This is a genomic window from Nostoc sp. T09 (genome assembly GCF_002154695.1).
GTDB lineage: Bacteria > Cyanobacteriota > Cyanobacteriia > Cyanobacteriales > Nostocaceae > Aulosira.
This window is the reverse complement of record NZ_MTAV01000039.1, coordinates 1-23,906: the sequence shown is the minus strand read 5'-3', so window position 1 is coordinate 23,906 and position 23,906 is coordinate 1. Positions and strand designations below refer to the sequence as shown.

Annotated in this window: 19 protein-coding genes; 6 read left to right on the top strand and 13 right to left on the bottom strand. The window is 41.7% G+C overall.

Annotated features, from left to right (window positions below; all coding sequences use genetic code 11):
- Nucleotides 1–118: 118 nt before the first annotated feature.
- The gene (locus BV372_RS10165) at nucleotides 119–1,081 is read right to left on the bottom strand and encodes a M48 family metallopeptidase (protein WP_086686387.1); all 963 of its coding nucleotides are present in this window, start codon (nucleotides 1,079–1,081) and stop codon (nucleotides 119–121) included.
- A 146-nt stretch (nucleotides 1,082–1,227) separates the two neighbouring features.
- Between BV372_RS10165 and BV372_RS10160 the strand changes: the two genes are divergently transcribed.
- The 3 genes from BV372_RS10160 (at nucleotide 1,228) to BV372_RS10150 (ending at nucleotide 4,542) form a co-directional block, all read left to right on the top strand.
- Nucleotides 1,228–2,787, top strand: a complete 1,560-nt coding sequence (locus tag BV372_RS10160) for a helicase C-terminal domain-containing protein (protein WP_086686386.1) — start codon at nucleotides 1,228–1,230, stop codon at nucleotides 2,785–2,787.
- A 245-nt stretch (nucleotides 2,788–3,032) separates the two neighbouring features.
- Nucleotides 3,033–3,248 (top strand): DUF2839 domain-containing protein, encoded by a 216-nt coding sequence (locus BV372_RS10155; RefSeq protein WP_086686385.1) that lies wholly within the window; start codon nucleotides 3,033–3,035, stop codon nucleotides 3,246–3,248.
- 949 nt (nucleotides 3,249–4,197) lie between these two features.
- Complete coding sequence (locus tag BV372_RS10150) at nucleotides 4,198–4,542, top strand: DUF1815 family protein (RefSeq protein WP_086686384.1); 345 nt, start codon at nucleotides 4,198–4,200, stop codon at nucleotides 4,540–4,542.
- A 435-nt stretch (nucleotides 4,543–4,977) separates the two neighbouring features.
- On the opposite strand, the gene BV372_RS10145 is transcribed toward BV372_RS10150, so the two are convergent.
- Nucleotides 4,978–7,050, bottom strand: a complete 2,073-nt coding sequence (locus tag BV372_RS10145) for a CHAT domain-containing protein (protein ID WP_086686383.1) — start codon at nucleotides 7,048–7,050, stop codon at nucleotides 4,978–4,980.
- A 202-nt stretch (nucleotides 7,051–7,252) separates the two neighbouring features.
- On the opposite strand from BV372_RS10145, the gene BV372_RS10140 reads away from it, so the two are divergent.
- Nucleotides 7,253–7,753 carry a thioesterase family protein gene (locus BV372_RS10140; protein ID WP_086686382.1) on the top strand — a complete coding sequence of 167 codons (501 nt, stop codon included), beginning with the start codon at nucleotides 7,253–7,255 and terminating at the stop codon, nucleotides 7,751–7,753.
- A 50-nt stretch (nucleotides 7,754–7,803) separates the two neighbouring features.
- Here BV372_RS10140 and BV372_RS37500 read toward each other — a convergent pair whose 3' ends face one another.
- Both BV372_RS37500 and BV372_RS10130 read right to left on the bottom strand, forming a co-directional pair.
- Nucleotides 7,804–8,001, bottom strand: a complete 198-nt coding sequence (locus tag BV372_RS37500) for a hypothetical protein (protein ID WP_086686381.1) — start codon at nucleotides 7,999–8,001, stop codon at nucleotides 7,804–7,806.
- A 400-nt stretch (nucleotides 8,002–8,401) separates the two neighbouring features.
- Nucleotides 8,402–8,806: a hypothetical protein gene (locus tag BV372_RS10130; RefSeq protein ID WP_086686380.1), complete on the bottom strand. Its 405-nt coding sequence runs from the start codon at nucleotides 8,804–8,806 to the stop codon at nucleotides 8,402–8,404.
- Between the two features lie 777 nt (nucleotides 8,807–9,583).
- On the opposite strand from BV372_RS10130, the gene BV372_RS10125 reads away from it, so the two are divergent.
- Nucleotides 9,584–10,012, top strand: coding sequence for a hypothetical protein (locus tag BV372_RS10125; protein ID WP_086686379.1), 429 nt, complete (start codon nucleotides 9,584–9,586; stop codon nucleotides 10,010–10,012).
- A 55-nt stretch (nucleotides 10,013–10,067) separates the two neighbouring features.
- Here the strand turns inward: BV372_RS10125 and BV372_RS10120 are convergent, their stop codons facing one another.
- The 3 genes from BV372_RS10120 to BV372_RS10110 all read right to left on the bottom strand — a co-directional run bounded on the left by BV372_RS10120 (nucleotide 10,068) and on the right by BV372_RS10110 (nucleotide 14,811).
- On the bottom strand, nucleotides 10,068–10,601 hold the full coding sequence (locus BV372_RS10120) for a CAP domain-containing protein (RefSeq protein ID WP_256973148.1): 534 nt from the start codon (nucleotides 10,599–10,601) through the stop codon (nucleotides 10,068–10,070).
- A gap of 401 nt (nucleotides 10,602–11,002) precedes the next feature.
- A complete protein-coding gene (locus BV372_RS10115) occupies nucleotides 11,003–11,632 on the bottom strand; it encodes a hypothetical protein (protein WP_086686377.1) in 630 nt (209 codons plus the stop codon).
- Nucleotides 11,633–11,793: 161 nt separating this feature from the next.
- Nucleotides 11,794–14,811 carry a UPF0182 family protein gene (locus BV372_RS10110; protein ID WP_086686376.1) on the bottom strand — a complete coding sequence of 1,006 codons (3,018 nt, stop codon included), beginning with the start codon at nucleotides 14,809–14,811 and terminating at the stop codon, nucleotides 11,794–11,796.
- A gap of 248 nt (nucleotides 14,812–15,059) precedes the next feature.
- On the opposite strand from BV372_RS10110, the gene BV372_RS10105 reads away from it, so the two are divergent.
- Nucleotides 15,060–15,503: a cyclic nucleotide-binding domain-containing protein gene (locus tag BV372_RS10105; RefSeq protein WP_086686375.1), complete on the top strand. Its 444-nt coding sequence runs from the start codon at nucleotides 15,060–15,062 to the stop codon at nucleotides 15,501–15,503.
- 150 nt (nucleotides 15,504–15,653) lie between these two features.
- On the opposite strand, the gene BV372_RS10100 is transcribed toward BV372_RS10105, so the two are convergent.
- The 6 genes from BV372_RS10100 to BV372_RS10075 form a co-directional block, all read right to left on the bottom strand.
- Complete coding sequence (locus tag BV372_RS10100) at nucleotides 15,654–17,147, bottom strand: cobyrinate a,c-diamide synthase (protein WP_086686374.1); 1,494 nt, start codon at nucleotides 17,145–17,147, stop codon at nucleotides 15,654–15,656.
- A 219-nt stretch (nucleotides 17,148–17,366) separates the two neighbouring features.
- Nucleotides 17,367–18,746: a glucose-6-phosphate dehydrogenase assembly protein OpcA gene (opcA, locus tag BV372_RS10095; protein ID WP_086686373.1), complete on the bottom strand. Its 1,380-nt coding sequence runs from the start codon at nucleotides 18,744–18,746 to the stop codon at nucleotides 17,367–17,369.
- A gap of 165 nt (nucleotides 18,747–18,911) precedes the next feature.
- Nucleotides 18,912–20,441, bottom strand: coding sequence for a glucose-6-phosphate dehydrogenase (gene zwf, locus BV372_RS10090; protein WP_086686372.1), 1,530 nt, complete (start codon nucleotides 20,439–20,441; stop codon nucleotides 18,912–18,914).
- Nucleotides 20,442–20,560: 119 nt separating this feature from the next.
- Nucleotides 20,561–21,706, bottom strand: a complete 1,146-nt coding sequence (gene tal, locus BV372_RS10085) for a transaldolase (protein WP_086686371.1) — start codon at nucleotides 21,704–21,706, stop codon at nucleotides 20,561–20,563.
- 322 nt (nucleotides 21,707–22,028) lie between these two features.
- Nucleotides 22,029–23,078: a class 1 fructose-bisphosphatase gene (fbp, locus tag BV372_RS10080; RefSeq protein ID WP_086686370.1), complete on the bottom strand. Its 1,050-nt coding sequence runs from the start codon at nucleotides 23,076–23,078 to the stop codon at nucleotides 22,029–22,031.
- A gap of 281 nt (nucleotides 23,079–23,359) precedes the next feature.
- On the bottom strand, nucleotides 23,360–23,578 hold the full coding sequence (locus BV372_RS10075) for a hypothetical protein (RefSeq protein WP_086686369.1): 219 nt from the start codon (nucleotides 23,576–23,578) through the stop codon (nucleotides 23,360–23,362).
- Nucleotides 23,579–23,906 lie beyond the last annotated feature (328 nt).

The window sequence follows — 23,906 nt, the reverse complement described above, 5'->3', positions numbered from 1 at the left end:
GGGTCAAGATTAGGGTGCATGACGCGATGGCTCCGTCAAAGCCTTCTCTAAGAGACGCTACGCGTAGCTTGCTTCACCGTAGGAGTACGGATAACGCACTTTACACCCTAATCAAGATTTACTCAGAATTTTTCATTCTATTAATTTCTCGTTGTAATTCTTCAATTTGCCGACGCAAAGTTTCTGCATCATTTTCGGGAGTTTGAGATGCAACATTTACGGCTCCAGATGCAGGCGATCGCTGATAGTTGCCTCGGCGAATTTGCTGATATTCTTCAGATACTGCCCACTCCCGTAAATAGCGCAAACGTTCCACAGCAAAAGGATGGCTCAACATCATTCCTTGAGCGCCATTGTACATCAGGAATTTGTACACTTGATTGAGTCCATCGGCGTCCAATGCTTGATAATTTTCTGACTGACGGATAAATTCCTGTAAACTACATTCATTGGCATATTTGGCACTACCGCCACAGACTTTCATCATCGAAGACATGACTGGATTCAAGTCATCCAACACTAATAGCGCCGCGCGATCCGACGACAACTCCGCTTTGCGCCGCCATTCAAAAAAGGCGTAAATCAAAGCTTGAGTCACAAAATTTCCAATGCCAAAGGTTAATTCACCTAAGGCAGAGGCAGCACTCATCGCCCACATGGCCATTTGAATTAAAATAGTATGACCACATTTAATATGCCCCAGTTCATGGGCTAGCACCGCCCGAATTTCGACTTCGTCTAGTAAGTCTAGTATCCCTGTATTTATGACTATGTAAGGATTCTCTTGCCCCAATGCATAGCTATTGGCCTGGGGATTCTGCAAGACAAACAGTGTCGGTTCTGGATAAATATCCAAATCGCGCACACATTCTCGAAACATCTGGTAAATAGTGGAATATTGACGCGGCCCAACTTGGATGGTGTTACCCATTAGATAAACTAACTGCGGGCGTTCGTAGAGAAATTCCACAAATTTACGGGCGATTAAATCAAATCCCGGTAAACTTCGTAAAGCTTGCTCGGCTTGGCGATCCAGTGGATGCCTGAAGGCTTCGCTGGAAATTCCTGTGTAAGTTGGCATAATTCAGGGAAATAGGTAAATGGTCAGTAGTCAGTGGTTAGTCGTCAGTAAGAAAACAACTGGCAACGGACAAATGACTAAGTGACAAGATAATAGAAATGGGGCTATTCGGAAGTAAAAATCGTTTTATATGGGATTAGAAGCGTGTGATTGAGGCAGAAGTTCATTTGTCACTACATAACTTTTTGCGATCGCAGGCGGGTTTTCCTTCCTGGCCCCATCATTTGACGATGGCAAGGTTGGTAGCACGCGCCTTGCGCTTGGGACGTAGCGCTTTAATTCAAGTCGGGGCTGTTTGTGGTTATCAAGGACGATATCGCACTAGTTTTGTGGCCTCGGCATTGATGTGGCACGGCCCTGTAATTATTGTGGCTCCTGAAGCAGTGCAGCAACGCTTGTTAAACGTCGAAATTCCCCGACTACAGCAGTGGCTGCAAACCAGAAAACCGATTAGAACTGGTGACGATTGGCCTGGTTCTGAGTTCCAAGGACTACTGCTGACTACCCCAGCAGCTTGGTTACGCAGACAAATAGCAGATAAAGAACATTTTCCTGTGGGGATTCCCACAATTATTGATGGGGTAGACGATTTGGAAGATTGGGTACGTCATCAACTTACCCAAAATATTCAGCCCCAGGATTGGGAGCAACTTATGCTTGCTTGTCCTAGTCAAGCTGATTTAATTCGCTCTGCACGAGCGCAACTGACGAAAGAATTTTTCCAACACCCAGCTAATCCCTATGAGTGCTATCTCATTTCCCAACCAGAAATAGAGGTTTTGCAGCAGCTCTATTTGGCGTTAGATCAAGCGGAACTTCCAGATGCTTGGAAAAATTTCTGGCAGGAATTTCAATATACAAATGACAATCTTGCTTCCCCTGTCTCCCCCCCGCCTCTACTCTGGGCAACTATTGCCCGTCGGCAAGGTTTATTTTCATTACACTGTGCTCCCATTGAGTTAGGGAAAATAATCTCACCGATTTGGCAGCGACAACCTGTGGTTTTCATTGGTAGTGCTTTAGAACCAGAAACTGAGGCTCCTTTGTTCCGTCAGCGCTTGGGGTTGGAGGATGTAACTTGCCTGAAGTTCTCTGCTGATAGCCAAACAGATGCCATTCAACTGTATGTACCCTATCAGTTGCCCCTACCAAACACTCCAGAATTTCAAGCGGCGTTTATTCACAAAGTTAGGACACTGCTATGTCTGAGCGCTACTGCACCAGGATTGACAGTTGTGTTAATTGGGGATGTGCCACTTAAAGCTCAAGTAGGAGCAATTCTGGCTTCTGAGTTTGGTTCGCGAGTGCAGGTGGAAAAAACTTGCTTGGATGAAAATGGGATTTTAATTAGCGGCTGGGAATTTTGGCGAGAACATCAAGGTGTCTTACCTGCACCTCATCTGTTAATTATTGCGACTTTACCCTTGCCATCTTTAGAAAGTCCCCTAGTGGCTGGTAGGGTAGCTCACTATAAGCGATCGCATCAAGATTGGTTTCGTTTATACTTATTGCCCACAGCTTTGAATGAATTGCAACGAGCAGTAGCTCCAGTGCGAGAAAGTCAAGGTATTGTGGCTTTACTTGATGGGCGTGTAGTCAATCGCAGCTATGGTGCGCAAATTCTCGCTGCTCTGAGTCCTCTAGCGCGGATTAACTATCTCGATCCGAGTCTGTTCTCCCATGCCAATGAAGAAAATTCTGCTTAGTCTGTATTTGGTGAACAGTTGACACAATAACAAATGACCAATGACTATTTACGTTTTGTCAACCGCAGCGCGATCGCCTCACAGCAAACGCTATCATCAGCTTATTCAGGCATTTTGTGCTGCTTAGGCTGTCACGTATGTCATTGGCACCAACGATCAAATTAATTACTGGCTCTGCTGTATTGGCGATCGAGGCCAATCTAAACTAAGAACTTAAATGAAATTAGAATTTTAAATTGCTGATTATGGGTGAAGCAAAGCGTCGTAAAAAGACATTGGGAGAACAATACGGTCAAGAGGCTCGGATCTTACCCTGGGTTCCTATTACAAAAACCCAATCTGAACTATTTATCCGTTGGACTACTCGCGGTGCGTGGATTGGTATTGGAGCTATGGTTGTTGCCTGGGTAACTATCCGTTTTATCGGTCCAGCTTTTGGTTGGTGGCAAATCGTCTCTTGACACTGCCAACCGCTACGATCGTTGCTTAGGTGGGTTTCACTAATTTTGAAACCCATACGGAGACTCAAGCCGAGTGAATATTGAATTGCAGATGAGGGGCACAATCACATTGTGCCCCTCATCTGTATGTATCAAAACGAAAACTAATATGGTCGATAAACAGCATAATTACGACCGAGTATGAACTTTTCTGTATTTTATGTAACTTTTCACTGTCATTACCAATAAATTTTTAGTAGCTTATGCAACATTTTCGCTATGATTTCAAAAGGTCTGAAAATCTTGCCTAAATGGCAACATAGGTTTTCTTCGTCAAGTTATTCTCAGTATTAAATCTCTTGATTTGAGGTTTTACATTTGGCATCGGGTTAACGGTACACCGAATGTATAATGAAAATCGGCTAGATAAGCTAGCCGTGGGAAATACCAAATCTCAAAGTTGTAAGGTCATCTGCCAAACGCCATAGATTGGGGAGAATGTGACTCGGAGTATCAAGTAATTGGGCACTACCAAGCAGATGTTAAAGAATAAACTGGCTCATTAAGCCAGCCAATGTTGTTTAGGCTACAAAAAGTAGTCCGAAATCCTTTACTGACAACATATTTGCTGCATTAGTCAATAAAAACCCAATCTGTATCTTTTATATGGTTGACTAGTGACAAATTTGAGTTACTCTTAAAGCGGATCGCTTCTCGCAAGCATCTAAACAGACAGAAGCGCATAAAGACAATCTTAAATTTAGCAATTCTGTCTGATATTTTGACTTTACAAACTGAATAATTTGATACGGTACTCAAAACCGTTATCCACTACCCTAAGCAAGGTAGTCAACAAAAGTCTACGTAAACATTTGGTTATTGTAATGAATAGTTTACAATACCAGTGGATGAGAAAATCTAAAGAAAATATAAAAGAAACTCAAACGACTGTGGTGTCTGGAGGACAAAAGTGTTTCTGAGACTAGCGCATCAACATCGGCAATTCGTTCAAGACTTGGTAATGAACCTGCAAGCCTTAGCAATTGTACTGGAGCGACGCGGATATCCTGCGTCCTGTTATACCTGCGGCGACCAAATGAATAGTGCTTCATTTATGGTGAGCTTGGGAGATAATCACTTAATTCGGTTTTTAGTATCCGACTACGGAATTACTTGGACAGAAATGCGGGATGACCGCGAATTAATGAAGTTAGAAGGTGCGGAGGCGATTAATCAGTTACAAGAGCTTGCTAATATTGTCAAGCAACCCGCACCAGCCTGTACAGCGAATAAAACCCTCGCCAAGAAGTTTTAAGGATTCTTGCATCTAATGGGGTATTCCAAAACAAGTACCAAAGGGCTATTGGGTAATTGGGAATTGGTAATTATGAGTTAGTTTTCACTCATTTATTACCTATTCACCATTCCCATTAATTGATTTCTCTATGACTGGCTGACCATATCTTTTGAGAAAATTTTCTCCACGGAAGCTACATTTGATGCTGCTTGATGCAGTGATTTACAGCAGAAGTCATAAGTCATACCAAATCTGGATTTTAGATGGATTTTAGATTTTGGATGAAAAATTTTTATCATTAAACAGTTCCAAAAATCTTCAACAATAATTCCTATTCCAATTTGGTATCAGAAGTAAAATAGGCTTGCCATCTAAATTTTGCTCTGAAAAAATAATTTAGAAATCTGGCAATTGCTTTAAGCAGTAAATTGTTGAATCTCTAGCCATAAATCATCACAACCCATTACCAATCAGAATAAAGGGGGCCCAATAGTAGGGATGGCTGAGACCACTGCTGGTTGCTATGGGAATATTGTTATTTTTGACCTTCGAGTCCCCAGTAATTAATGCGATTTGTGCTTGTCGCAGAGCTTCAACTTTTGTTAGTTTTCCTGAAGATAACAGGGTGTAAAAAGCACTCATCAATGCTTGAGTACCACCATCATCCACAGACCACAAGGAAGCAATAGTTGCTCTAGCGCCTGTTTTTTGCATTTGGTAGCCAAACCCTAAAATTTCCTCACCGTTACCTAATTGACCTCCCAAACCAGTTTCACAGGCACTTAACACTACCAAATCTACATGGGTTAAAGACCAAGTAGCTACATCTCTAAGATTAACGCGATCGCCGTTGCCAAATAAAATAAATGAATCTTCTGGTTTACCCACCACAAAGGCTGCATGGGTCGCTAAATGAACAATTGTATAATCATCCATTTGCGGTATAGTACCTTGGGGGCTGAAGGCTTCGTCGATCAGTTTTTGAGTTCCGGGAATAGTAGCGGCTAAACTCTCTACTTCTTGGCCTGCAAATGGTAACCCAGCAAAAGCCAGCCGTTGATTACCTACCTCGACTTGATAGTTACCCTTGATAAAAGCACCAGCTAAAACTTTCAACTTCGATGCTGGTTGGGTGTTAAAGTTACTCAAGCTAGCAGCAGTAATGTAATTGACACTAAAGCGCTCGAGTAGCCATTGCTTGCCATCATACAAAGCGGTTAGAGGAATATAGCGTAACTGGTCATCTGGTGCGTAAATCAGATGCTTGACACCTGAAGCTTTAATGTCATTTTCTATTGGTTTGATCAGCCAGTCATACAACTGGCTGCCAGCTTTTTTGGCATTATTACTACGGGGATTTTGTAGGTCTTGGCGAAAAGCCGCAATTGCCTGGTTTAGCTGTTCTCGCGTTACTGCAACTGTGCGATGAATTGGCACAGATTCCGGACTTACTACTACCAATTCCAAGCTATCTTGTAAAACTAATGGATAGATTAAGATAGCTTTTTGAGGTAACTTTGCTAAATTATCCCGAAGTTCGTTAATACTTTCCAAGTCCAGACTTTGCCGCTTTGCTGTGCGGCTAATTTGCTCCAACTGTGACCTAACTGGCGGACTGGTAATAAAATCGTTAAATTGTTGTAAGAGTTGCTGTTGACTTACTACTAGTTGCTCGATACGTTGTTTCTGTTGTGGCGATCGCTGTTCGGGTGAAATTTGACGTAGTTTTGTTAATTCTTTACCCAGTTCTACAGCATTGTTTAGCGTTTGATCTAATTTTTGTTTAGTGGCTTTTTCTTCAGGGATGATATCAATGCCTTTAGCAGTCCGTTCATTACCACGCACCCCCTGAAGATATCCCTGTACTTCTTCAACTTTGAGCAGATCTATACTTCGTTGTGCTTCTGCCACACGTCCTTGTTTCAGCAGTTTGTCACCTAAAATGCGATATGTTTGGGCAACAGTGATGCTGTAGGCCTCTGGTTGCGATGCTGAAAGCACTGATGGATTCAGCCGCGCAATCTCACGATTAATCAAACAATGCTTGTAGAAAAAAACTGCTAACTCTGGTTGGTTCTGGATATCAAACAAGTAACCGATATTACTGTAGGTTTTACCAGTTTGGACGCGATCGCCAAGTTCTTTATTAATTAATAAAGCTTGCTGATAAGATTGGAGTGCTTGGGAGTAATTGGCTTGTTTTTGGTAGATCCTGCCAATGTTGTTTAAAGTTACAGCTTCCCAATAACGGTCTCCCAAATCTCTGCTAGTGGCTAAAGCTTGTTCTAATCTCTGCAAAGCTTCTTTTAATTGACCTTGCTCAGATATTTTAATAGCCTCTTCGTTGAGGATTCTGATTTTAGAGTCTTTTTGGTTATCAGGTGATGGCTGAGTTGTTTCTAGGGAGTTTTGCTGTGCCCTGACATTTGGATTTACCTGTTGATTCTCTAGCTGGCTACACCCAGAAACAAAAAAAACAAGGTTGGTAATAAAAAAAACACTGAAACGCTGAATATAAAACAGCATAACAAAACACCTCCTATTTTTGGCAGCGTCAATGCAAAATTTGTAAATTCTACAATTTGACACTCCCCACAACTATGAAACCATAGCTGCGCTTGGTTTTATGAGAAGTTATAGGATTCTTGGATGAGCACTCCCAATTCTCGGTAACTAATTTTTATGCTATTTCAAAGGAAGAAATTTATAGTTACCCAGAAATTGCAAGATGTCACCAGGAAAACCAAGTCAACCTGAACTCCCACCAACTAGTGCCATTGACAGACCATTAAATCATGCATTTGACAATTGGTTTGCCTATCCTGTCAGAGTACAACCTCACCATACCGATTATATAGGCGTTGTTTGGCATGGTTCCTATATAGCTTGGATGGAAGAAGCACGGATAGAATGCTTGCGCTCTATTGGCATTGAATATGCCGATTTAGTGGCATTAGGTTGCGACTTACCAGTTGTAGAACTTTCTGTACGCTACCATCGTTCTATCCAATTAGGTATGGCAGTAGTAGTTAAAACCCGCATGGCTGATGTGACTGGTGTGCGGATCAATTGGGATTACGCTATTGTCTCAACCGATGGACAACAATTGTATGTAACTGCCAAAGTGACTTTAGTAGCATTAGATCGTGAGCGAGGTAAAATCATGCGTCAGCTACCTGCAACTGTCAAGGATGCTTTAGCAAAGTTTTCAACATTACACAATAATTGATTGAAAAAGGATGAAGGATGAAAATTTTGTCACTTCATCCTTCATTCTGATTATTTGCCGCTACGTATCTGAGATAAGGTGTCAGGCAAATGAATTATTTGATACAAAATATCCTGGAGAGTAATGCCAAAACCTATTTGTAATAAAACTAGGATCGCAGCTATAGTCAATGCAGTTTTTACAGTCGTTTTCAAAATTTTCCACAATACTGCAAATACGATCCAAGCTAAAATTAGGGTAATAATCATAAGTATAAATTGCTTGACAGTTCCCCTTAGCTAAAAGGGTCTTAATTCAAAAAGGATAAATTTTCATTGTGCTAACAATTACGACTGCAAAAGCTAGAATCTAGCTTTTTATGCGAATGGTTGCGAAGATTATACCAGAAAGTAGCGAAATAATTTAAATTCAATATAATAATTTTTGCAAAATTGCCACAAATATTTTGGACTCAGAGGTAGCAAACAGCTAGAAAGTAGGCTACCAGGCGATCAACCTAGAGAAGCAGCAAGCGCGATCGCCAAATTCACCTACAACTGTATTTACAGCCGATTGCAATTTGGTAAAGTACACAAACCAGGGTTTAAAGCTAGGCATATAGCCTGTTTGATCTCTGAATTATGCTGTAGCCACAAAACTAAAAAATTACTAAGAATTCTCATCCCTGTCAAACATATTTCTAGGGGAAAATTTGCTCTTATGTGCTGAGTATTCAGAGCAGTTTTTAGCTTCTTCTGTCATCACGATAGAAGGTTGTACTGCACATTTAACATAATGATTATTTGAATAATACTTACAGTTTTTACAAGGAACTTTATGTAGACTATTGATGATAAAAATTCTTTTATTGTCTACAGATGTTTGGTTCTTGCGTAAAATTAGAAAGAAAACGATCCAACTGATGAGCAACGCCAGAGGAGTTAAAGATATAGCAACATCAGGTATGGTAAATTGATCGGATTTTGCTTGTTCATATTTGACCTCATGCCGCGTTACTTGAGGAATATTTTCATCTGCAACCAGATCCTTTTGCAGTATTAACTCAATAGACATATTCTTTACCTTTGGCTATTATATTAACTTTTGGCATCTGTAATATTTGATACATGGTAAATAGCATTACATATGCGAAGCGCTGACATGTCAACAGACAGTACATTTTGACCAGCATATTTTTGGCAACCAGTTAAAATTGTCTGGCAAGTGAAAATAATTTTTATAAATCTTGTACTGGCTTGTGTGAAATTCAGAAATGTAAAGCTTCAATTATAGGTTTAGCAAAAGAAAAGTTATCGTATATCTGCCGAGAGTTTTGCTTGTTAATTACAGTTATATATCTAAAGGAGTAAATTAATGATTTACCTTGCAAAAAAAAGTCTTTATGATAAAATATATGCGCATATTAAATAGCGACAGCTACAGACTTAAAATTAAATATTAATAGTATTTACGTTAGTTAAAAATTAATTTTAAAAGTTCATTTCATAATAAAGTTCACCTATTATAAAAAATCAGTATTTTTTTATAAACTTTAAATATGTCCTTTCACAATAATTATTTTTATATTTAAAAGCTAGAATTTTAATAGATCGTAGGGTGGGCAATACCCATCATATCTGGGTTTTAGTGGCTACGTCCCACTTTACACTGCTTAAGGTTTTTGATAAATGGTCTATAGGACGTAGGGTGGGCACTGCCCACTCCTACAGATACTGAAATTTTTTAATCAAATCGGATTCCTATAGGATTTCTATAGCTAGATTAAATTGCGCCATAGAATCCCAATGTTTGATTAAATCAAAACCTAGTTACGTTGGATTTTTGAAAATTATGAATATAGATTTTCACAACAGGATTCCTTGGATGCCTTTGGCATTACTCTGGCTAGCTTATACTCTGCTAGGATGGTATCTCGCTGCTCATCACATTATTTGGTTAGCGGGAGGTTTTATAACTGCTGTGGCTCTAGCTATAGCTAGAAAAAGTATCACTTGGTTAGAGCAATTGTTTAGTTTTGGCTCTCAAACCGTAATAATTATTTTATTTTTAAGTCTATCAATTGCTCTAGTCGCAACTTGGTCGCTACTATTCAGTCTGTTTCTTATACCAGTAGCAACCACATTTTTAGCTGATTTAGAAATGCGTTTTGCAGGCTTGAGTAAATTTGATTCATTTTTAGTTTTAACCGTTTTAGCAGTATTGGGATTAGTAATAGGTGAAATGGTAGACATTCTAGTTTTACCTAGTAGCAGATACTAATTCCTATTTTGGATTTCGGATTGTAAAAACCAATTCCAATATTTCAGCGAAGTTGTTAACCCCGCAAAAACAACTGAGTAATGATGTAGGTATTGCCTTTGCGCCACACTCCGACACCCGTTTCTCTAAATACCGGACGGAGAAGATTTTCTCGATGTCCAGGACTTGCTAACCAACCCGCAACTGCTGCTGATACAGGCTGGGGAATATTTTTGCTTCTAAATAAGTTTTCTCCTACCATCCAATATATGATTCCGCCAGCGCGAACTCTATCGCTGAGAGTACTACCATCCGATCCAGTGTGACTGAAAAAGTTTTTTTCGATCATTTGCCGACTGTATTTCCGAGCAACTTGCGCCAATTTTTCATTGTTTTGTAAGGGTTGAAGTCCATTTTTTTGGCGCACTTGGTTGATTTGTTGGCGAACTTGTGCCTCAATTTGGGCAGTTTGTGGAGTTTGGGCAAGTTGTAGCGGTTGTGGCGGCTGATTTGATGGTATTTCAATTCTCGGCAACGGTGGCAAATACTCCATCACTTGCTCACATCCTGTTAAGCAAAGTGCGATCGCTGCCCATCCTGCCCCAATTATCTTAGATAAGTGGCGTTTGCCTCTCCAATTTATCCAATGGAACAGCGTTGGCTGGTAAAGGTGCTTAGTCACTGAATTATTTTTGCTGCTTGATGTCCAATCTCAAACTCAAATGTAACAAAACTAAACTAATGCGATCGGACTGTTCACAAAATTATTCCAAAATAGGTAGGTTGCTATTACTCTGGTGCGAACTTTATTAACTTAGGAAGCAACTTAGAATTAGCACTAATAGAATCCAAATATCAATAGAATTCGAGCAAATATAAAATTTCGATAATTAGTTTATTTTCTAACTGCTGGCAATTTTGGTAGTTATTAATAAATATTAAATCATTTTACTACCAAAAGTTTGTTAGAGAAACCATAATTTTATGCCAGCAGTAACTACTCAATGCATTTTATTGTGTACTACCAAGAGCAGATTTGAGTTTTAGTTTAATTTTTGTGCCTTTTTTGAGGACTACTTCACCCCCAGGACTAGATAGAACATAAGCAGTCGCAGCAGCAGCACCTGCTAAACCACCATGTTTCACATTAGTTTTCTTGCCGACAAAATGACCTGCAACTGCTCCGCCTAAAATCAGTCCAGCATTCTGGATAAATTTCCCTTTGGTTTTTGATTCTACCTGAGTATTTACTAAAGCAGCATCAATGGGATAAGTTTCACCATTTTTGAACGTAATTTCATCAAAAACTAGACGTAAAGTAGCTTTTTTACCTTTAGCTGCTTTGACTACATTTTCTAAATGTCCCTGAATTTGAGCATCTTTTAAGTCAGGTTTTACGCCCTTTACAGAGTCTTTTACTCGGAGACTAAAGCCCTCATCATTACTATTTTTACCCGTCGACAACCCTTGTTGAAGGGTAGTATCAAAACTTGTTCCTGCTGGTATGGATACTTGTGAATTTTGAGGATTACTAGTTTTAGTAGAATTAGTACTAGTCGCAACTTGATCGTTTGGCTTACTACAAGCAACAGTGTTACTAACTAAAGCCACACTTAGTAACAATGGGATGAAGTTTTTCATTTTTGGGAGATTTTGAAATATGAAAATAAACTCAGAAAACCGGGGCAAAGCCTAATTTTTTAAAGATTATATGCCAAATTTCAAAATTGCCAAGCAATATTTTTAACTATCGTCCTGCTTCCTGAACCTGAGGAAACCTTACTTTTTCGTCAAATCTGCTACTAACTGGGTGGAGTTGCTTCCTCAAGCGGACGGATAATTGCAGGGGCTGGTGTCACTTGTGGTTGAAAGATTGCTTGTAATGCCTGTTCTAAGGTTTGTGCCATGACAATTCGGTTTTCATAAGCGACGACTACCCGCACTAAGGTGGGCAAGCTATTTTGTGTGGCTTCTAAATAAATTGGCTCGACGTAAAGCAGGGATTGTTCTATCGGTATCACCAAGAGATTACCCTGAATAGCTCTTGAACCTTGGCGATTCCATAAAGAAATTTGCTGAGAAATTATTGGATCTTGGTTAATTCTCGCCTCAATTTGCTCTGGTCCGTAAACTAAGCGTTCTTTAGGAAAGACATACAGTAACAACTTACCGTAGTTTTTACCATCCGATCGCGCTGCTAGCCAAGCGATTAAGTTAGTCCGTTGTTTAGGAGTGTAGGGCAGTAATAGGACAAATTCTTCTAAGGATACGTTGGGTAGGCTGGTAATCAAATAATACGGTTCTAGGGGACGGGCTTCACTGCCATAAATTTCGTTAGGGATCTGCCATTGGTCTTCCCGATTGTAAAATACCTGACTATCGGTCATGTGGTATGTCATCAAACGTTCAGATTGAATCTTGAAAAAGTCTACCGGATAGCGAAGATGGCTGCTGAGAGTTGCAGGCATCGCACTCAAAGGTTTAAATAGTTGAGGGAAGATATTCTGCCAAGTAGCAATTATCGGGTCAGTGGCATCGGCAATGTAGAAGTTAACAGTGCCATTGTAAGCATCAATTACGACCTTGACGGAATTGCGGATATAGTTAATGCCATCGCTATCAGTGTCTGAGTAAGGATAATGATGACTTGTTGTGTAGGCATCAACAATCCAGTAAAGATAGTTTTGATTAGTTGGGAAATCTGGATTAGTATTGTCAAGATTGGCATTAGCAACAACTAAATAAGGATCGCTGTCATACCTTAAAAAAGGTGCGATCGCTCGAATTCGTTGCTTCACATTTCGCCGCAACAAAACCTTTGTATCTGGTAAAAAATCTCTGGTTAGCGCCATCTGCCAATCCTTCAAATACCTGGCAAATAGCCACTTCCGCCAGGTTGCACCAATAGTAATTCCACCTCGTCCATCGTAGCTGTGGTAAACATTGTCGCTACCACTGGGATAGTCCAGTTCTCTAACTCTTGTACCAGTCATTACATAATTATTAGCAATTTCACCGTAATAAATTCGTGGCTGGCCAATAGGAATACTGTCGCGAATGGCTTTACTCGAAGTGGTGAGGGCGCTGCTATCACCGCTAATATCTTTGACAAAATACTCAGGTAAACCACCTGGCCCAACTGTATTAACTGGGCTAAGGGTAAAACCAAAACCGTGGGTATAAATTAGATGGCGGTTAACCCAGGTCTGAGCCTGCTGTGGTACGGCACTGTAGTCTAACTCGCGTGCAGCAATAAGTACTTGCCGCTGTTCTGTTCTAACTACGGGTTTTTGTTGAGGATTTGGTGGTGGCGCGGCTGGTCGGCTGGTAGTTACGTCTGTTTGCAGAGTGTAGCGGTCAATATCAGCATCAGGAAACCGATAATAAGGTCGAATTTGCTGCAACTGACGGTTAGTGTCTAACAATGGCCGCTGATCCCAAAGGCGAATATTACGAATTGTTAGGTCATTTGCTTTCAGATCAGCTTCAGTTAATTGACCTTGAGGGTTGAACGTTCTAGCATCGATCGCTTCTAAATCGAATGCTTGCCGCGTCGAAGCAATAGTACGCTGAATGTAGGGTTGCTCTCGTTGCAATTCATTAGGCTCAACCACTAAATATTGCACCACAGTGGGGATGAGAAAACCACCTACTACCGTCAGCGCCAGATAAATTCCTAATCCATAAAACACGAATCGGCGATGTGGGGATTTTGGTTTCCAGAAAATCGTTTGCCACAATAGGTAGAAGGCGATCGCCACCGCCAGAACAAACAAAACGTTGTCAGCTGGCAACTGTGCCATCACGTCGGTATAGCTAGCACCGTAACTTACTCCACGGGATGAATATACTAATTCATAACGACTCAACAAATAACTGAAGGCAACAGCTAGCATGAATCCACCACCCAAAGCATATAAATGACGCTGCTGTGGTGGTGAAAACCCAGGAAAAATTCCCTGGCTGAGACTGTCTGCTGATAGGAGATAGGTAAGGGTAACAGCAAGGAAGCTATACAAAAATAATCCCATCAGCCAGAGTTCTAAAAGTTCCCAGATTGGTAGGGAAAATACATAAAAGCTAATATCTCGACCAAATAGCGGATCGCTGCTGTTGAAGGAAGTGGGATGGAAATATTCCAACACCTTTGCCCAATTTTGGTAACCTATTAGTCCAAATAGGAAACTGAACAAAATAGCGATCGCCGTGAGCAAAAATTGCGGATAAATTAATAGAGCGATCGCTATTGCTCCAACTAAACCGAGATACCAGACTTGGGAAATGATTTTTCTTCCTAAATGCCAAATGTTCTCTAGTTGGAACACAGCGCTAACAGGTAGATTAGCCTTGTTAACGTCAGCAGACCAATACGACCAAATAATCTCAGCGTAATGAGCCAGCATCAACCCTACCAACAAACTCAATCCCAAAGCTAACGGTAGCAGCCAGCGCAATCTTAATTGTATGAAGCGTTGCGTATTAGGTGCCTGGGTTTGATCGCCTCTGGGATACTGAGGACTGAGAAAGTTTTTTAACTCACTACTAAGTTCTGCTTCCTCACGTCTAACTGGCGCAATTTTCAGAAGCCGAGGATACTTTAACCGTTGTGCTAATCGCAGGTTTCCCAATAGATAGGCAGCACTTATGCCTACCACGGCTACCCATAAACCGCCCCGAGTTACCAGTCTTAACAGAAATACTTGCAAATAGCCGACTTCCTGAAACCAGAAAATTTCTACTCCTAAACGGGAAGTTATATCCAAGAGTAGCCACAGCCCTAGGAATACTATTAATAGTCTCAAGCACCATTTCCAGAACATTCCTTGGTAGCCAACCTTTTCGCTAAATTACAGCTATAAATTATTTTCCCCTGCTCCTAGCTAACCATTTTTAGCGGCAGAGCGATCGCATTTCTACTGCTCCCAGAGTATGTATAAGTAAACCATCATCCAAAGATATATTTTGTTTACAGTACATCTTGGCAGCGTTGCAGGGTTTCACAGGTGCTATCCTACTAACTAACTGTTAAACATGACCTAAAATAATGTTTGATTTTTAACTTGCAATCATGCTAACCAGCGTTGACCGTTTATTATTTGTGCGGCGAGTCCCCATTTTTAAGGAATTGCGGGATGATTTTATCGTGCGCCTTGCTTCTGTGATGAATGAGCTGTCATTTCCCTCTAATCATGCCATCTTTAGGCAAGGAGAAGAAGGGCGATCGCTTTATATTGTTGTGTCTGGTCGCGTCAAAGTTCACATTGGCGATAAAAAGTTGGCAGAGGTAGATAAGGGAAAGTACTTTGGCGAAATGGCAGTTTTTGATACACAGCCCCGTTCTGCTTCCGCAACAACTTTGGAACCTTGTGATTGTTTGGAACTAACACAAGAGCAACTTTATGACGCCATTGAAGAAACTCCCGAAATTGCAGTCAATATCATTCGTGAGCTATCGCGTCTAATTCGCAGACTAAATGAAAACATTAATGTCGGTACTTCTCAGAGTCATTAGTCTTTTGTCATTTGTCATTGGTAAGGATTTTAGGCGTTGTTAGTTCTTTGAGGTTAGCGGGATTTTTACAAATAATATAGATTGCTATAGGCTTTTAAGTAGGTGGATAGAATTCACAGTTTTTCCCTTCTGCCATCTGCGTTCTACCGATCATCGTGAATCTATTTGAAATTCCAGACATTTCTTAATAAACTGCTGCGGGATCTCTACACTTGCTCCCCAGTGTAAATGAATATAAGAGGCGTGAAGATTCGCAGGTAAATCCCATCCTTCATATCCCATATTTTCCTCACAATCGTAACGGTAAGTATCAAACAACGGCTGCTTGGGTGCTGATATTAAACGCGAACGATGAAACTCATGCCCGTAAACATTTGTACCTGCTGATACTAGTAGATTATCTTGTAAAGCGATTGCACGACGATAACCTAAAGTTAAGCGTCCTCCCATCTGAGTAGATGTGGGTAACACTCCTACCATCGACCAAGATTTACCTGCAAAATCGATAATTTGCTCACACAAATACATCAATCCGCCACACTCAGCAATTGTTGGCATTCCCTGCAAAATTGCTGTTTTCACTGCGTTACGGACGCTGATATTGTCTGCAAGTTGCTGGGCAAAAACTTCTGGAAAACCTCCGCCAAAATAAATTCCCTGCACATTTTCTGGTAATTCACTATCAGCTAGAGGACTCCAGAAAACCAGTTCTGCACCCAACTGTTGCAACAAGTCTAAATTATCTTGATAGTAAAAATTAAAAGCGCGATCGCGAGCTACTGCAATCCTGACTACAGAGGTAGTAGATAAATTAAAACATTCTTTTCTCTCCCCCTTGTCCCCCTTGTCTCCCTTGTCTCCCTTGTCTCCTCTATCCCCCTTCTCTCCTCTGTCCCCCTCATCTCGACTCTGCAACAGAGGTAATAAGCGTTCCCAGTGGAAGCAAGCATCACCTAAATCGGCAAGGCGATTGATGACAGCATCCAGTTCCGGGAGTTCTGCTGTGGGTACTAAACCCAAATGGCGATCGGGAATTGTAATGTTATCCTGACGCCGCAACACGCCGAGAATGGTTAATTCTAATGGTTCTAGAGAATTTTTCAGTAAAGAAAGATGGCGATCGCTGCCTACACGGTTGAGTACTAAACCAGCTATTTTAATTCTCTGATCAAAAGAGCAATAACCATGAGCGATCGCTGCCACAGAACCAGACAAACGACTGCAATCAATTACCAACACCACAGGTAAATCTAGCGATCGCGCAATGTGTGCTGTACTAGCAAAGTCAGTTATTGGTATTTTGTCATTTGTCATTTGTCCTTTGTGCTTTGCAAATGACTGATGACCAATGACCAATGACGATACTCCATCAAATAAGCCCATTACTCCTTCTACCAGAGCATATTCACTCTGTTGGCTATGTTTAGCAAAACATTGCTGGATATAAGCTTCAGAAGTTAGCACTGGGTCTAAATTCCGACAAGCACGACCAGTTACATGCTGATGGAACATCGGATCGATATAGTCCGGGCCAACCTTAAAAGATTGCACCGCGATACCGCGACGACATAAAGATGCTAAAAGGGTGAGCGTAACTGTTGTCTTGCCCACCCCACTACGTTCTCCGGCAATTACTAAAGCCATAAAAAAAGACAGGTCTTGAAAAAGTCTGAATTAGTAAAATTATTGAATGTTCAACAACATCTGCAAATTTCTAGTTTCGCTAGAAGCACTAGAATTGTTTTATTTAAAAAATAACAGTTTAGATAAATGCCTCCAGACTTGAGATAACAATATCTTAAAATCTGGAGGCGATTGAAGTATTTTCTTGGTCTAGGAAAATTTTCTTGTTGCTAGCTTGAGCTAACTCTTCTCTCCTAACTTTAATAATTGCGCTGTGATTGCCAAGGTGTCTTCAAAAAGTGCCTCATGACCCCAACGCTGCACCTGTTGGCTCAACAATGCTTCTGCCTTTTGTTCCGAAAGAGAACTTACTTGTTGAAACAAACCTGCGGACTGGGCACCACCATGTGTTTCCATCCGCATACAACCACCAGTCTCAGTACAAATCACTGTACCGCAGTCTGCGTTGAGATTGGTAGAACTCAGGCGTAGAGCAATTAAATCGCCAGCCACTTCACCCGCGTCAGCAACTGGAACTCCTGCTAATTCAGCTTCTACTTGCTTTTGATCTTGGGAAACAAAGCGAATTTTAGCGATTTCGTAATCTCCGCTTTCTTTTTCATAGGCAATTGGTAGCCATTGCAATCGACTTGCCAGCCAACCTAAAAACAGCAACGCTTGTGTGGGGTTGCCTTTTTCGTAATCAATGTTAACTCGATCAATCTCTTTAAGGGCACCACAACGATGAGGTGAGTCGTAGGCTTGAGCTGTCAATTCTTGCCACGCGGCCAAGCGTCGCCAGTTCAAATCAGCTAAAGGTATACCATTTTCTACTAACTCTTGTAGGCTTAGTAGATCGTGTTCTGGCTTGTTAAAGTTGCAAGAATCTACGATGACATTATTGCAAACAGCAGCCAGTCTCTTGAATAAAGAGTTGTTGGGGTCTGGTGTTGCCTTCCACCAGAGAAACTTTGGCAAGCCACCAATCAACAATGCTGGAATCATTCCTCCTATCCGTTCTAAGGCGCTGGGAGTTCCAGACAGGGTTATGTATTCACAGCAGATGAGTGTACTTGAAGATTGCTTTTGGATGGGGCAATAAGCAGAAACTTGAGCTTTAACACCTTCATCTTCACCGACAATAGGACACAGAGCAATAATGCGGCACGGGTTGCGGATAGCAATCTCATCAGCAATCCGGGGGCTAGCCGCATCTACACCATAGGGCATACTACTAGCACTACTTTCCGCAATAGATCCGTTTCGTTGACCTTTGGCAAATTTTTCTCGCAAGATAGCGAGGGTTTCTGGAGTCGCGGTTCCGGTTTGAGGCAGTTCATATTTTTTCTGTGCTTCCCGTAGTGCCGCTTTCGTTTGCGGTCCTAAAATTCCGTCAATCGGTCCCTTGTAAAAGCCTAAAGCCGCCAATAAAGACTGGGTTTGTTCTGGCTCGTAAACCACTAAGGTAAAAGTAGTGGCGCGAGTTGCCGCGGGAAGCGCACCATCATCACCGGCAATGCCGTAGCTTTGCCAAATTTGATTAAGTTCCGCTTCTATCTCTGTCAGCGAAATATCCTTTGGTGCTTGCAGTGAGAAAATCGTAGGAGCTTGGGAAGTCATAGTCAATTTTGGATTTTGTCATTTGTCCTCTCTTACAAAGTTCTGATCGGAGGACGCCTCCGCTCAGACTTTGCGCTTTGTCCTTTGTCATTTGTCCTTTGTCATTTGTCATTGAGGTTTTTACTAATGACTAATGACTAATGACTAATGACTAATGACTAATACTTACAGTCTGCGCCAGCGACGACCATCCTGATTAATCAAGAGTTCCGCTTCTGCTGGTTCCCAAGTACCTGCTTCGTACCGGGGAATGGTAGTTGGATCTGTGGGTGCGTCCCAAACGGAAAGGGCTGGTGTTACTACCTGCCAAGCGGCTTCCACTTCATCTGCCCGTGTAAATAATGTTTGGTCGCCCATCATACAATCGAGAAATAGGCGATCGTAAGCATCGGAAGTTGCTTGGATGCCAAAGGAACCATAACTAAAGTCCATATCAACGGAACGGGTGCGGAATTCTGCCCCAGGCATTTTGACATCAAAACGCAGGGAGATCCCTTCATTCGGTTGAATTCGCATCGCTAAAATGTTGGCATTCCGCTGTTGTGCGGCAGATTGGAACATCCGAGATGGGACTTCGCGGAAGTGGATGGAAATCTCACTAACTTTCTTGGGCATCCGCTTACCAGTTCGCAGGTAGAATGGCACACCTTGCCAGCGCCAGTTATCTACCAAAAACTTCATCGCCACATAGGTGGGTGTTGTCGAGTTAGGATCAACTCCTGGTTCTTGGTGATACCCTGGAACTGGTTGCCCTTTCATCCAACCAGAGCTATATTGACCGCGCACACAGGAACGGGACAAATTATTCACATCTGCAAGTCTAGTAGCTTGAAGCACTTTTACTTTTTCGGTACGGATACTGTCGGCATCCATTGAGTTCGGTGCTTCCATTGCGGTCAAACAATAAAGTTGCATCAGGTGGTTTTGCAACATATCCCGCAGTGCCCCGGCTTTTTCGTAGTACCCAGCCCTGTCTTCAACTCCTACGGTTTCTGCCACAGTAATTTGGACATGGTCAACAAATTGACGATTCCACAAAGGCTCAAAAATCGCATTGGCAAAGCGAAACACTAGCAAATTCTGAACAGTCTCTTTACCCAAGTAGTGGTCAATGCGATAAACTTGGTTTTCTTTGCAGTATTTCTGTACGACTTTATTAAGGCTCTTGGCAGAAGCTAAGTCTCTACCAAAAGGCTTTTCAATCACCAAACGGTGCTTGTATGGGTCGTCTAGCATTCCCGCTCCCCCTAGCTGCCTAATAGCTTCTGGGAAGAAGTTAGGAGCGACAGAAAGGTAGAACATCCGGTTTCCCCTTGTGCCACGTTTCTGGTCGAGTTCGCTCAATAAGTCTTTCAGTTTCCGGTAGCTTTCAGGGTTGTCTATGTCCCCAGGACAATAGAACAGACCTTGAGAGAAGTCTTCCCAGAGTTCGCCTAGCTCGACACTACTATGAGCCTCTTCCATGCCCTTCTGCATCTGCTCGCGGAAGTAGTCGTGGCTCCACTCCCGACGTGCCACACCGACAATAGTAGTTTCTGGTGGAATGCGGCGTTCTCGTCGCAATTTGTACAGTGCTGGTACTAGTTTGCGCCAGGTAAGGTCACCAGAAGCGCCAAAGATAACTATAATTTGGGGTTCGGGCATCCCTTGCTGTTGTAGACCAACGCGCAGGGGATTTTCTAGCAGACTGACCATAACAATGTTGGATTTGAGATGTTGGATTTTGGACTGAAGATCGAGGATTGGGTACTGGGTATTAGGTATTGAGAAAACTCTTCACAAGTTCCTAGTCCTTAGCCCCCAATCCTTAATCCCTACACTGGTGACAATAGCTTGACTTTGTCTTCTAAAGAGTTCATTAATGACTGGAAGGGCTGGACAAATTTATCAATTCCTTCAACTAGCAGTTCGTCCATCACGGTATCGATATCAATATTGATGTCAGGATCTTTGAGGTTTTCTATCAGCGTGTAAGCTTCTTCTACACCTGTTTCCACACGATTAGCGACATCGCAGTGATCTGCACAGGCGGTAATTGTTGCTGGTGGTAGGGTATTGACAGTATCTGGGCCAACCAACTCATCGACATACATAACGTCGCTGTAGCTGGGGTCTTTGGTGCTAGTGCTAGCCCAAAGTAAGCGCTGTACTTTAGCTCCTTTTGCGGCTAAGGCTTGCCAACGCTCACTGTTGATAATTTTCTTGTATTCTTGGTAAGCAATCTTGGCATTAGCGATCGCTACTTTCCCTTTCACAGCTTTTAGTTTTGCCTCTACGGCAATATCATCAACGCCTTTTTTCAACTTAGCATCAATCTTAGCGTCAATGTTGCTGTCAATTCGGCTGAGGAAGAAGCTAGCTACTGAAGCTATTTTGCTGATGTCTTCACCTGCTGTGACCCGTTTTTCTAAGCCGCGAATATAAGCCCAAGCTGTGTTAATGTAGCTTTCTACTGAGAACAGCAGTGTGATATTGACATTCATGCCTTCAGCTATCACCTGTTCCACTGCTGGCAATCCAGCTTCTGTACCAGGAATTTTAATCATCAAATTTTCCCGCCCAACTTCTTGGAAATAGCGGCGGGCTTCGTTGATTGTGGCTTCAGTATCATGGGCAATGGTTGGTGGGACTTCGATACTCACATAACCATCTAGTCTATTCGAGGCTTCATATACAGGGCGTAAAATATCACAAGCAGTGCGGATATCTGCAAAAGCTAGGGATTCATAAATTTTGTATGTGGGTAAGCCAGCGCGAACTCCAGCTTCTATATCGGCATCATAAATCACATTACCAGCGATCGCTTTTTCAAAAATGGCTGGGTTGGAAGTAATCCCACAGATTCCTTGATTCTCAACTAGATTTTTGAGTTCGCCTGATTGAATAATGTCACGGCTCAAATTATCCATCCAGATACTTTGACCGTATTGTTTAATCTCTAATAGATGATTGGTTGCCATAGCTAAGTTTATTTCACTCCTGTTAATGATGTTTCTAAGTGAAGTTGGCAAAACCCATCAAATGTTGATGGTGACTTTTGAATTGTGGCGTTGCCAATCACTTATTGCATCGACCAGCTGAGATAATGTTTATTTCACTTTCCAAAAGAGCTATTCTGCATTCCCAATCGCCGTAATTAACTTTTACTTACTTAGTGGCGGATGCTCACAGCGTTTTTGATACCTTTGTGACTCTTACTAGTGCAGCAGAGCGGAAATAAAGCTCCTATTCAAAATCCATGAAAAGCTGATGAAATAGGCTTTTTGACTCCGCACAGCGGTACTAGTGACCGTTCTGAATAAAAGACTCCACCTTAGCTACATCCTCTTTGCTACCAATAATTAGAGGTGTGCGCTGATGCAGTTTTTTCGGTACTACGTCCAAGATATCTACCAATCCTGTGGTGGCACGACCCCCTGCTTGCTCAATCAAAAAGGCTAGGGGAGCAGTTTCATAAAGCAGGCGCAATTTACCTTCTGGTTTTTGAATTGTACCTGGATAGAGAAACACTCCGCCTTGAATCAAAATTCTATGGATATCGCTCACCATTGCCCCACTATAGCGAGCTGTATAGCCTTCTGTGCGATGGACATAGCGGATATATTCCCGAATCGATTCTTCCCACTGCCAAAAATTTCCTTCGTTCACGCTATACACCGAGCCGTGATTGGGAATTTTTATATTTTCTTCTGTGAGAATAAACTCACCCAAGCTGGGATCAAGGGTAAATGAGTGAACGCCCTTACCTATAGTATAGACCAGCATTGTGCTAGGACCATAGAGTATGTATCCTGCGGCAAGTTGCTTGCGTCCATTAGTGAGCAGGTCAACAGCCTTGCCATCGGTATCGTTGCCTTCCTGCTGCCGAATGGCAAAAATCGAACCCAAACTGAGATTGTTATCGGTGTTGGAGGAGCCATCAATTGGGTCATACAGCAAGGTATAGCGGCCAATGGGACAGTTTTCTGGAATGTAGTAAGGTTTATCCATTTCCTCAGAAGCTAAGCGACAAACTAAGCCGCTTTGCTTAAAAACAGCAATAAATACGTCATTGGCGTAAACATCCATCTTTTTGACGGATTCTCCCTGCACATTCACTTCCCCTGTAAAACCCAGAACACCTTCCATTAATCCAGCACGGCTAAGGCGACGTGCAATGAGTTTGCCTGCCAAACCAATTCGATTCATGAGGGCACTCAGATCCTGTGCCTCAGAGGAAAAACTTTGACATTGCTGTAAGACGTGACGGGATAACGTTGTACAATCTCTATCTAAAGTCTTATCTCCAGCGTAGTTGTTAGACAAATTTAAAGATTCAGGCGCTTGAGTCATTGTGTTGTTCTCCCTAGGACTGTGTGTTGGTTCTGCTGATGCCGTTTATGGCAATTTATGATGGTCGCTGCCTCTATCTTAGAAAGGTAATTTGATAACCTAGATGTGTTTTTAGATAAACTAAAGAAATGAATATTTTATGGCTGTTATGCCTAGGGTAATCGCCAAGTTACGGTAATACATTTGAGCAAATCTACTTAGGATTATTGGTACATTTATTTTAAAAATAAAGGTCTGCCCATGAGCGGCAGACCTTCAAGTTACTAAAACCTATCTAACTATTACTCAATCGCAATTTGTTGAGGGCCAGCAGCTTTACCATTATTGGCCTCAGTTGCAGCCGAAGTATAACTGGTTGAACCTGTTTGTTTATCTAGCCAGCTTTTTACGGGATCGTCTGCAAGGTTGAGTCGAAACACACCCGAAAACAATCCACCCAAAAATGAGACTGGATGTTGAGTAAATTCCTTAAAGATTGGTGACAATTCATCAATGAACATTAAAATTCTCCTAGTGTTGCCTTAGAAAATTATTACTTCTTTATTGATCGTAACTTGGAAAGTAATATCAGGTTATTGGTAGTAAACTATACAAATACTTGCTGAAGCGCTAAGAAATGGGTAATCAAGCGCTGCCATTATGAAACTCAGTATCGCCAAAAAATAGCTGCGTCATTCGCTCATAATGCTGGCAGAGATTAGAGGTTGTTTGAAAAGTGGTTTGTAGTGTTTTTAAGCACATTTAGATCCCCCCTACCCCCCTTGAAAAGCAGGGCTGTTTCATTCCCTAAAACAGGTAAAATTGCAAGTGTTGAGGGGAAAAAATCAT

What these genes read in the sequence shown, in the direction of transcription:
- BV372_RS10165 (WP_086686387.1), bottom strand. Translation starts at nt 1,081, where the DNA reads ATGCCAACTTACACAGGAATTTCCAGCGAAGCCTTCAGGCATCCACTG.
- BV372_RS10155 (WP_086686385.1), top strand. Translation starts at nt 3,033, where the DNA reads ATGGGTGAAGCAAAGCGTCGTAAAAAGACATTGGGAGAACAATACGGT.
- BV372_RS10145 (WP_086686383.1), bottom strand. Translation starts at nt 7,050, where the DNA reads ATGCTGTTTTATATTCAGCGTTTCAGTGTTTTTTTTATTACCAACCTT.
- BV372_RS10140 (WP_086686382.1), top strand. Translation starts at nt 7,253, where the DNA reads ATGTCACCAGGAAAACCAAGTCAACCTGAACTCCCACCAACTAGTGCC.
- BV372_RS37500 (WP_086686381.1), bottom strand. Translation starts at nt 8,001, where the DNA reads ATGATTATTACCCTAATTTTAGCTTGGATCGTATTTGCAGTATTGTGG.
- BV372_RS10130 (WP_086686380.1), bottom strand. Translation starts at nt 8,806, where the DNA reads ATGTCTATTGAGTTAATACTGCAAAAGGATCTGGTTGCAGATGAAAAT.
- BV372_RS10125 (WP_086686379.1), top strand. Translation starts at nt 9,584, where the DNA reads ATGAATATAGATTTTCACAACAGGATTCCTTGGATGCCTTTGGCATTA.
- BV372_RS10115 (WP_086686377.1), bottom strand. Translation starts at nt 11,632, where the DNA reads ATGAAAAACTTCATCCCATTGTTACTAAGTGTGGCTTTAGTTAGTAAC.
- BV372_RS10110 (WP_086686376.1), bottom strand. Translation starts at nt 14,811, where the DNA reads ATGTTCTGGAAATGGTGCTTGAGACTATTAATAGTATTCCTAGGGCTG.
- BV372_RS10105 (WP_086686375.1), top strand. Translation starts at nt 15,060, where the DNA reads ATGCTAACCAGCGTTGACCGTTTATTATTTGTGCGGCGAGTCCCCATT.
- BV372_RS10100 (WP_086686374.1), bottom strand. Translation starts at nt 17,147, where the DNA reads ATGGCTTTAGTAATTGCCGGAGAACGTAGTGGGGTGGGCAAGACAACA.
- opcA (WP_086686373.1), bottom strand. Translation starts at nt 18,746, where the DNA reads ATGACTTCCCAAGCTCCTACGATTTTCTCACTGCAAGCACCAAAGGAT.
- zwf (WP_086686372.1), bottom strand. Translation starts at nt 20,441, where the DNA reads ATGGTCAGTCTGCTAGAAAATCCCCTGCGCGTTGGTCTACAACAGCAA.
- tal (WP_086686371.1), bottom strand. Translation starts at nt 21,706, where the DNA reads ATGGCAACCAATCATCTATTAGAGATTAAACAATACGGTCAAAGTATC.
- fbp (WP_086686370.1), bottom strand. Translation starts at nt 23,078, where the DNA reads ATGACTCAAGCGCCTGAATCTTTAAATTTGTCTAACAACTACGCTGGA.
- BV372_RS10075 (WP_086686369.1), bottom strand. Translation starts at nt 23,578, where the DNA reads ATGTTCATTGATGAATTGTCACCAATCTTTAAGGAATTTACTCAACAT.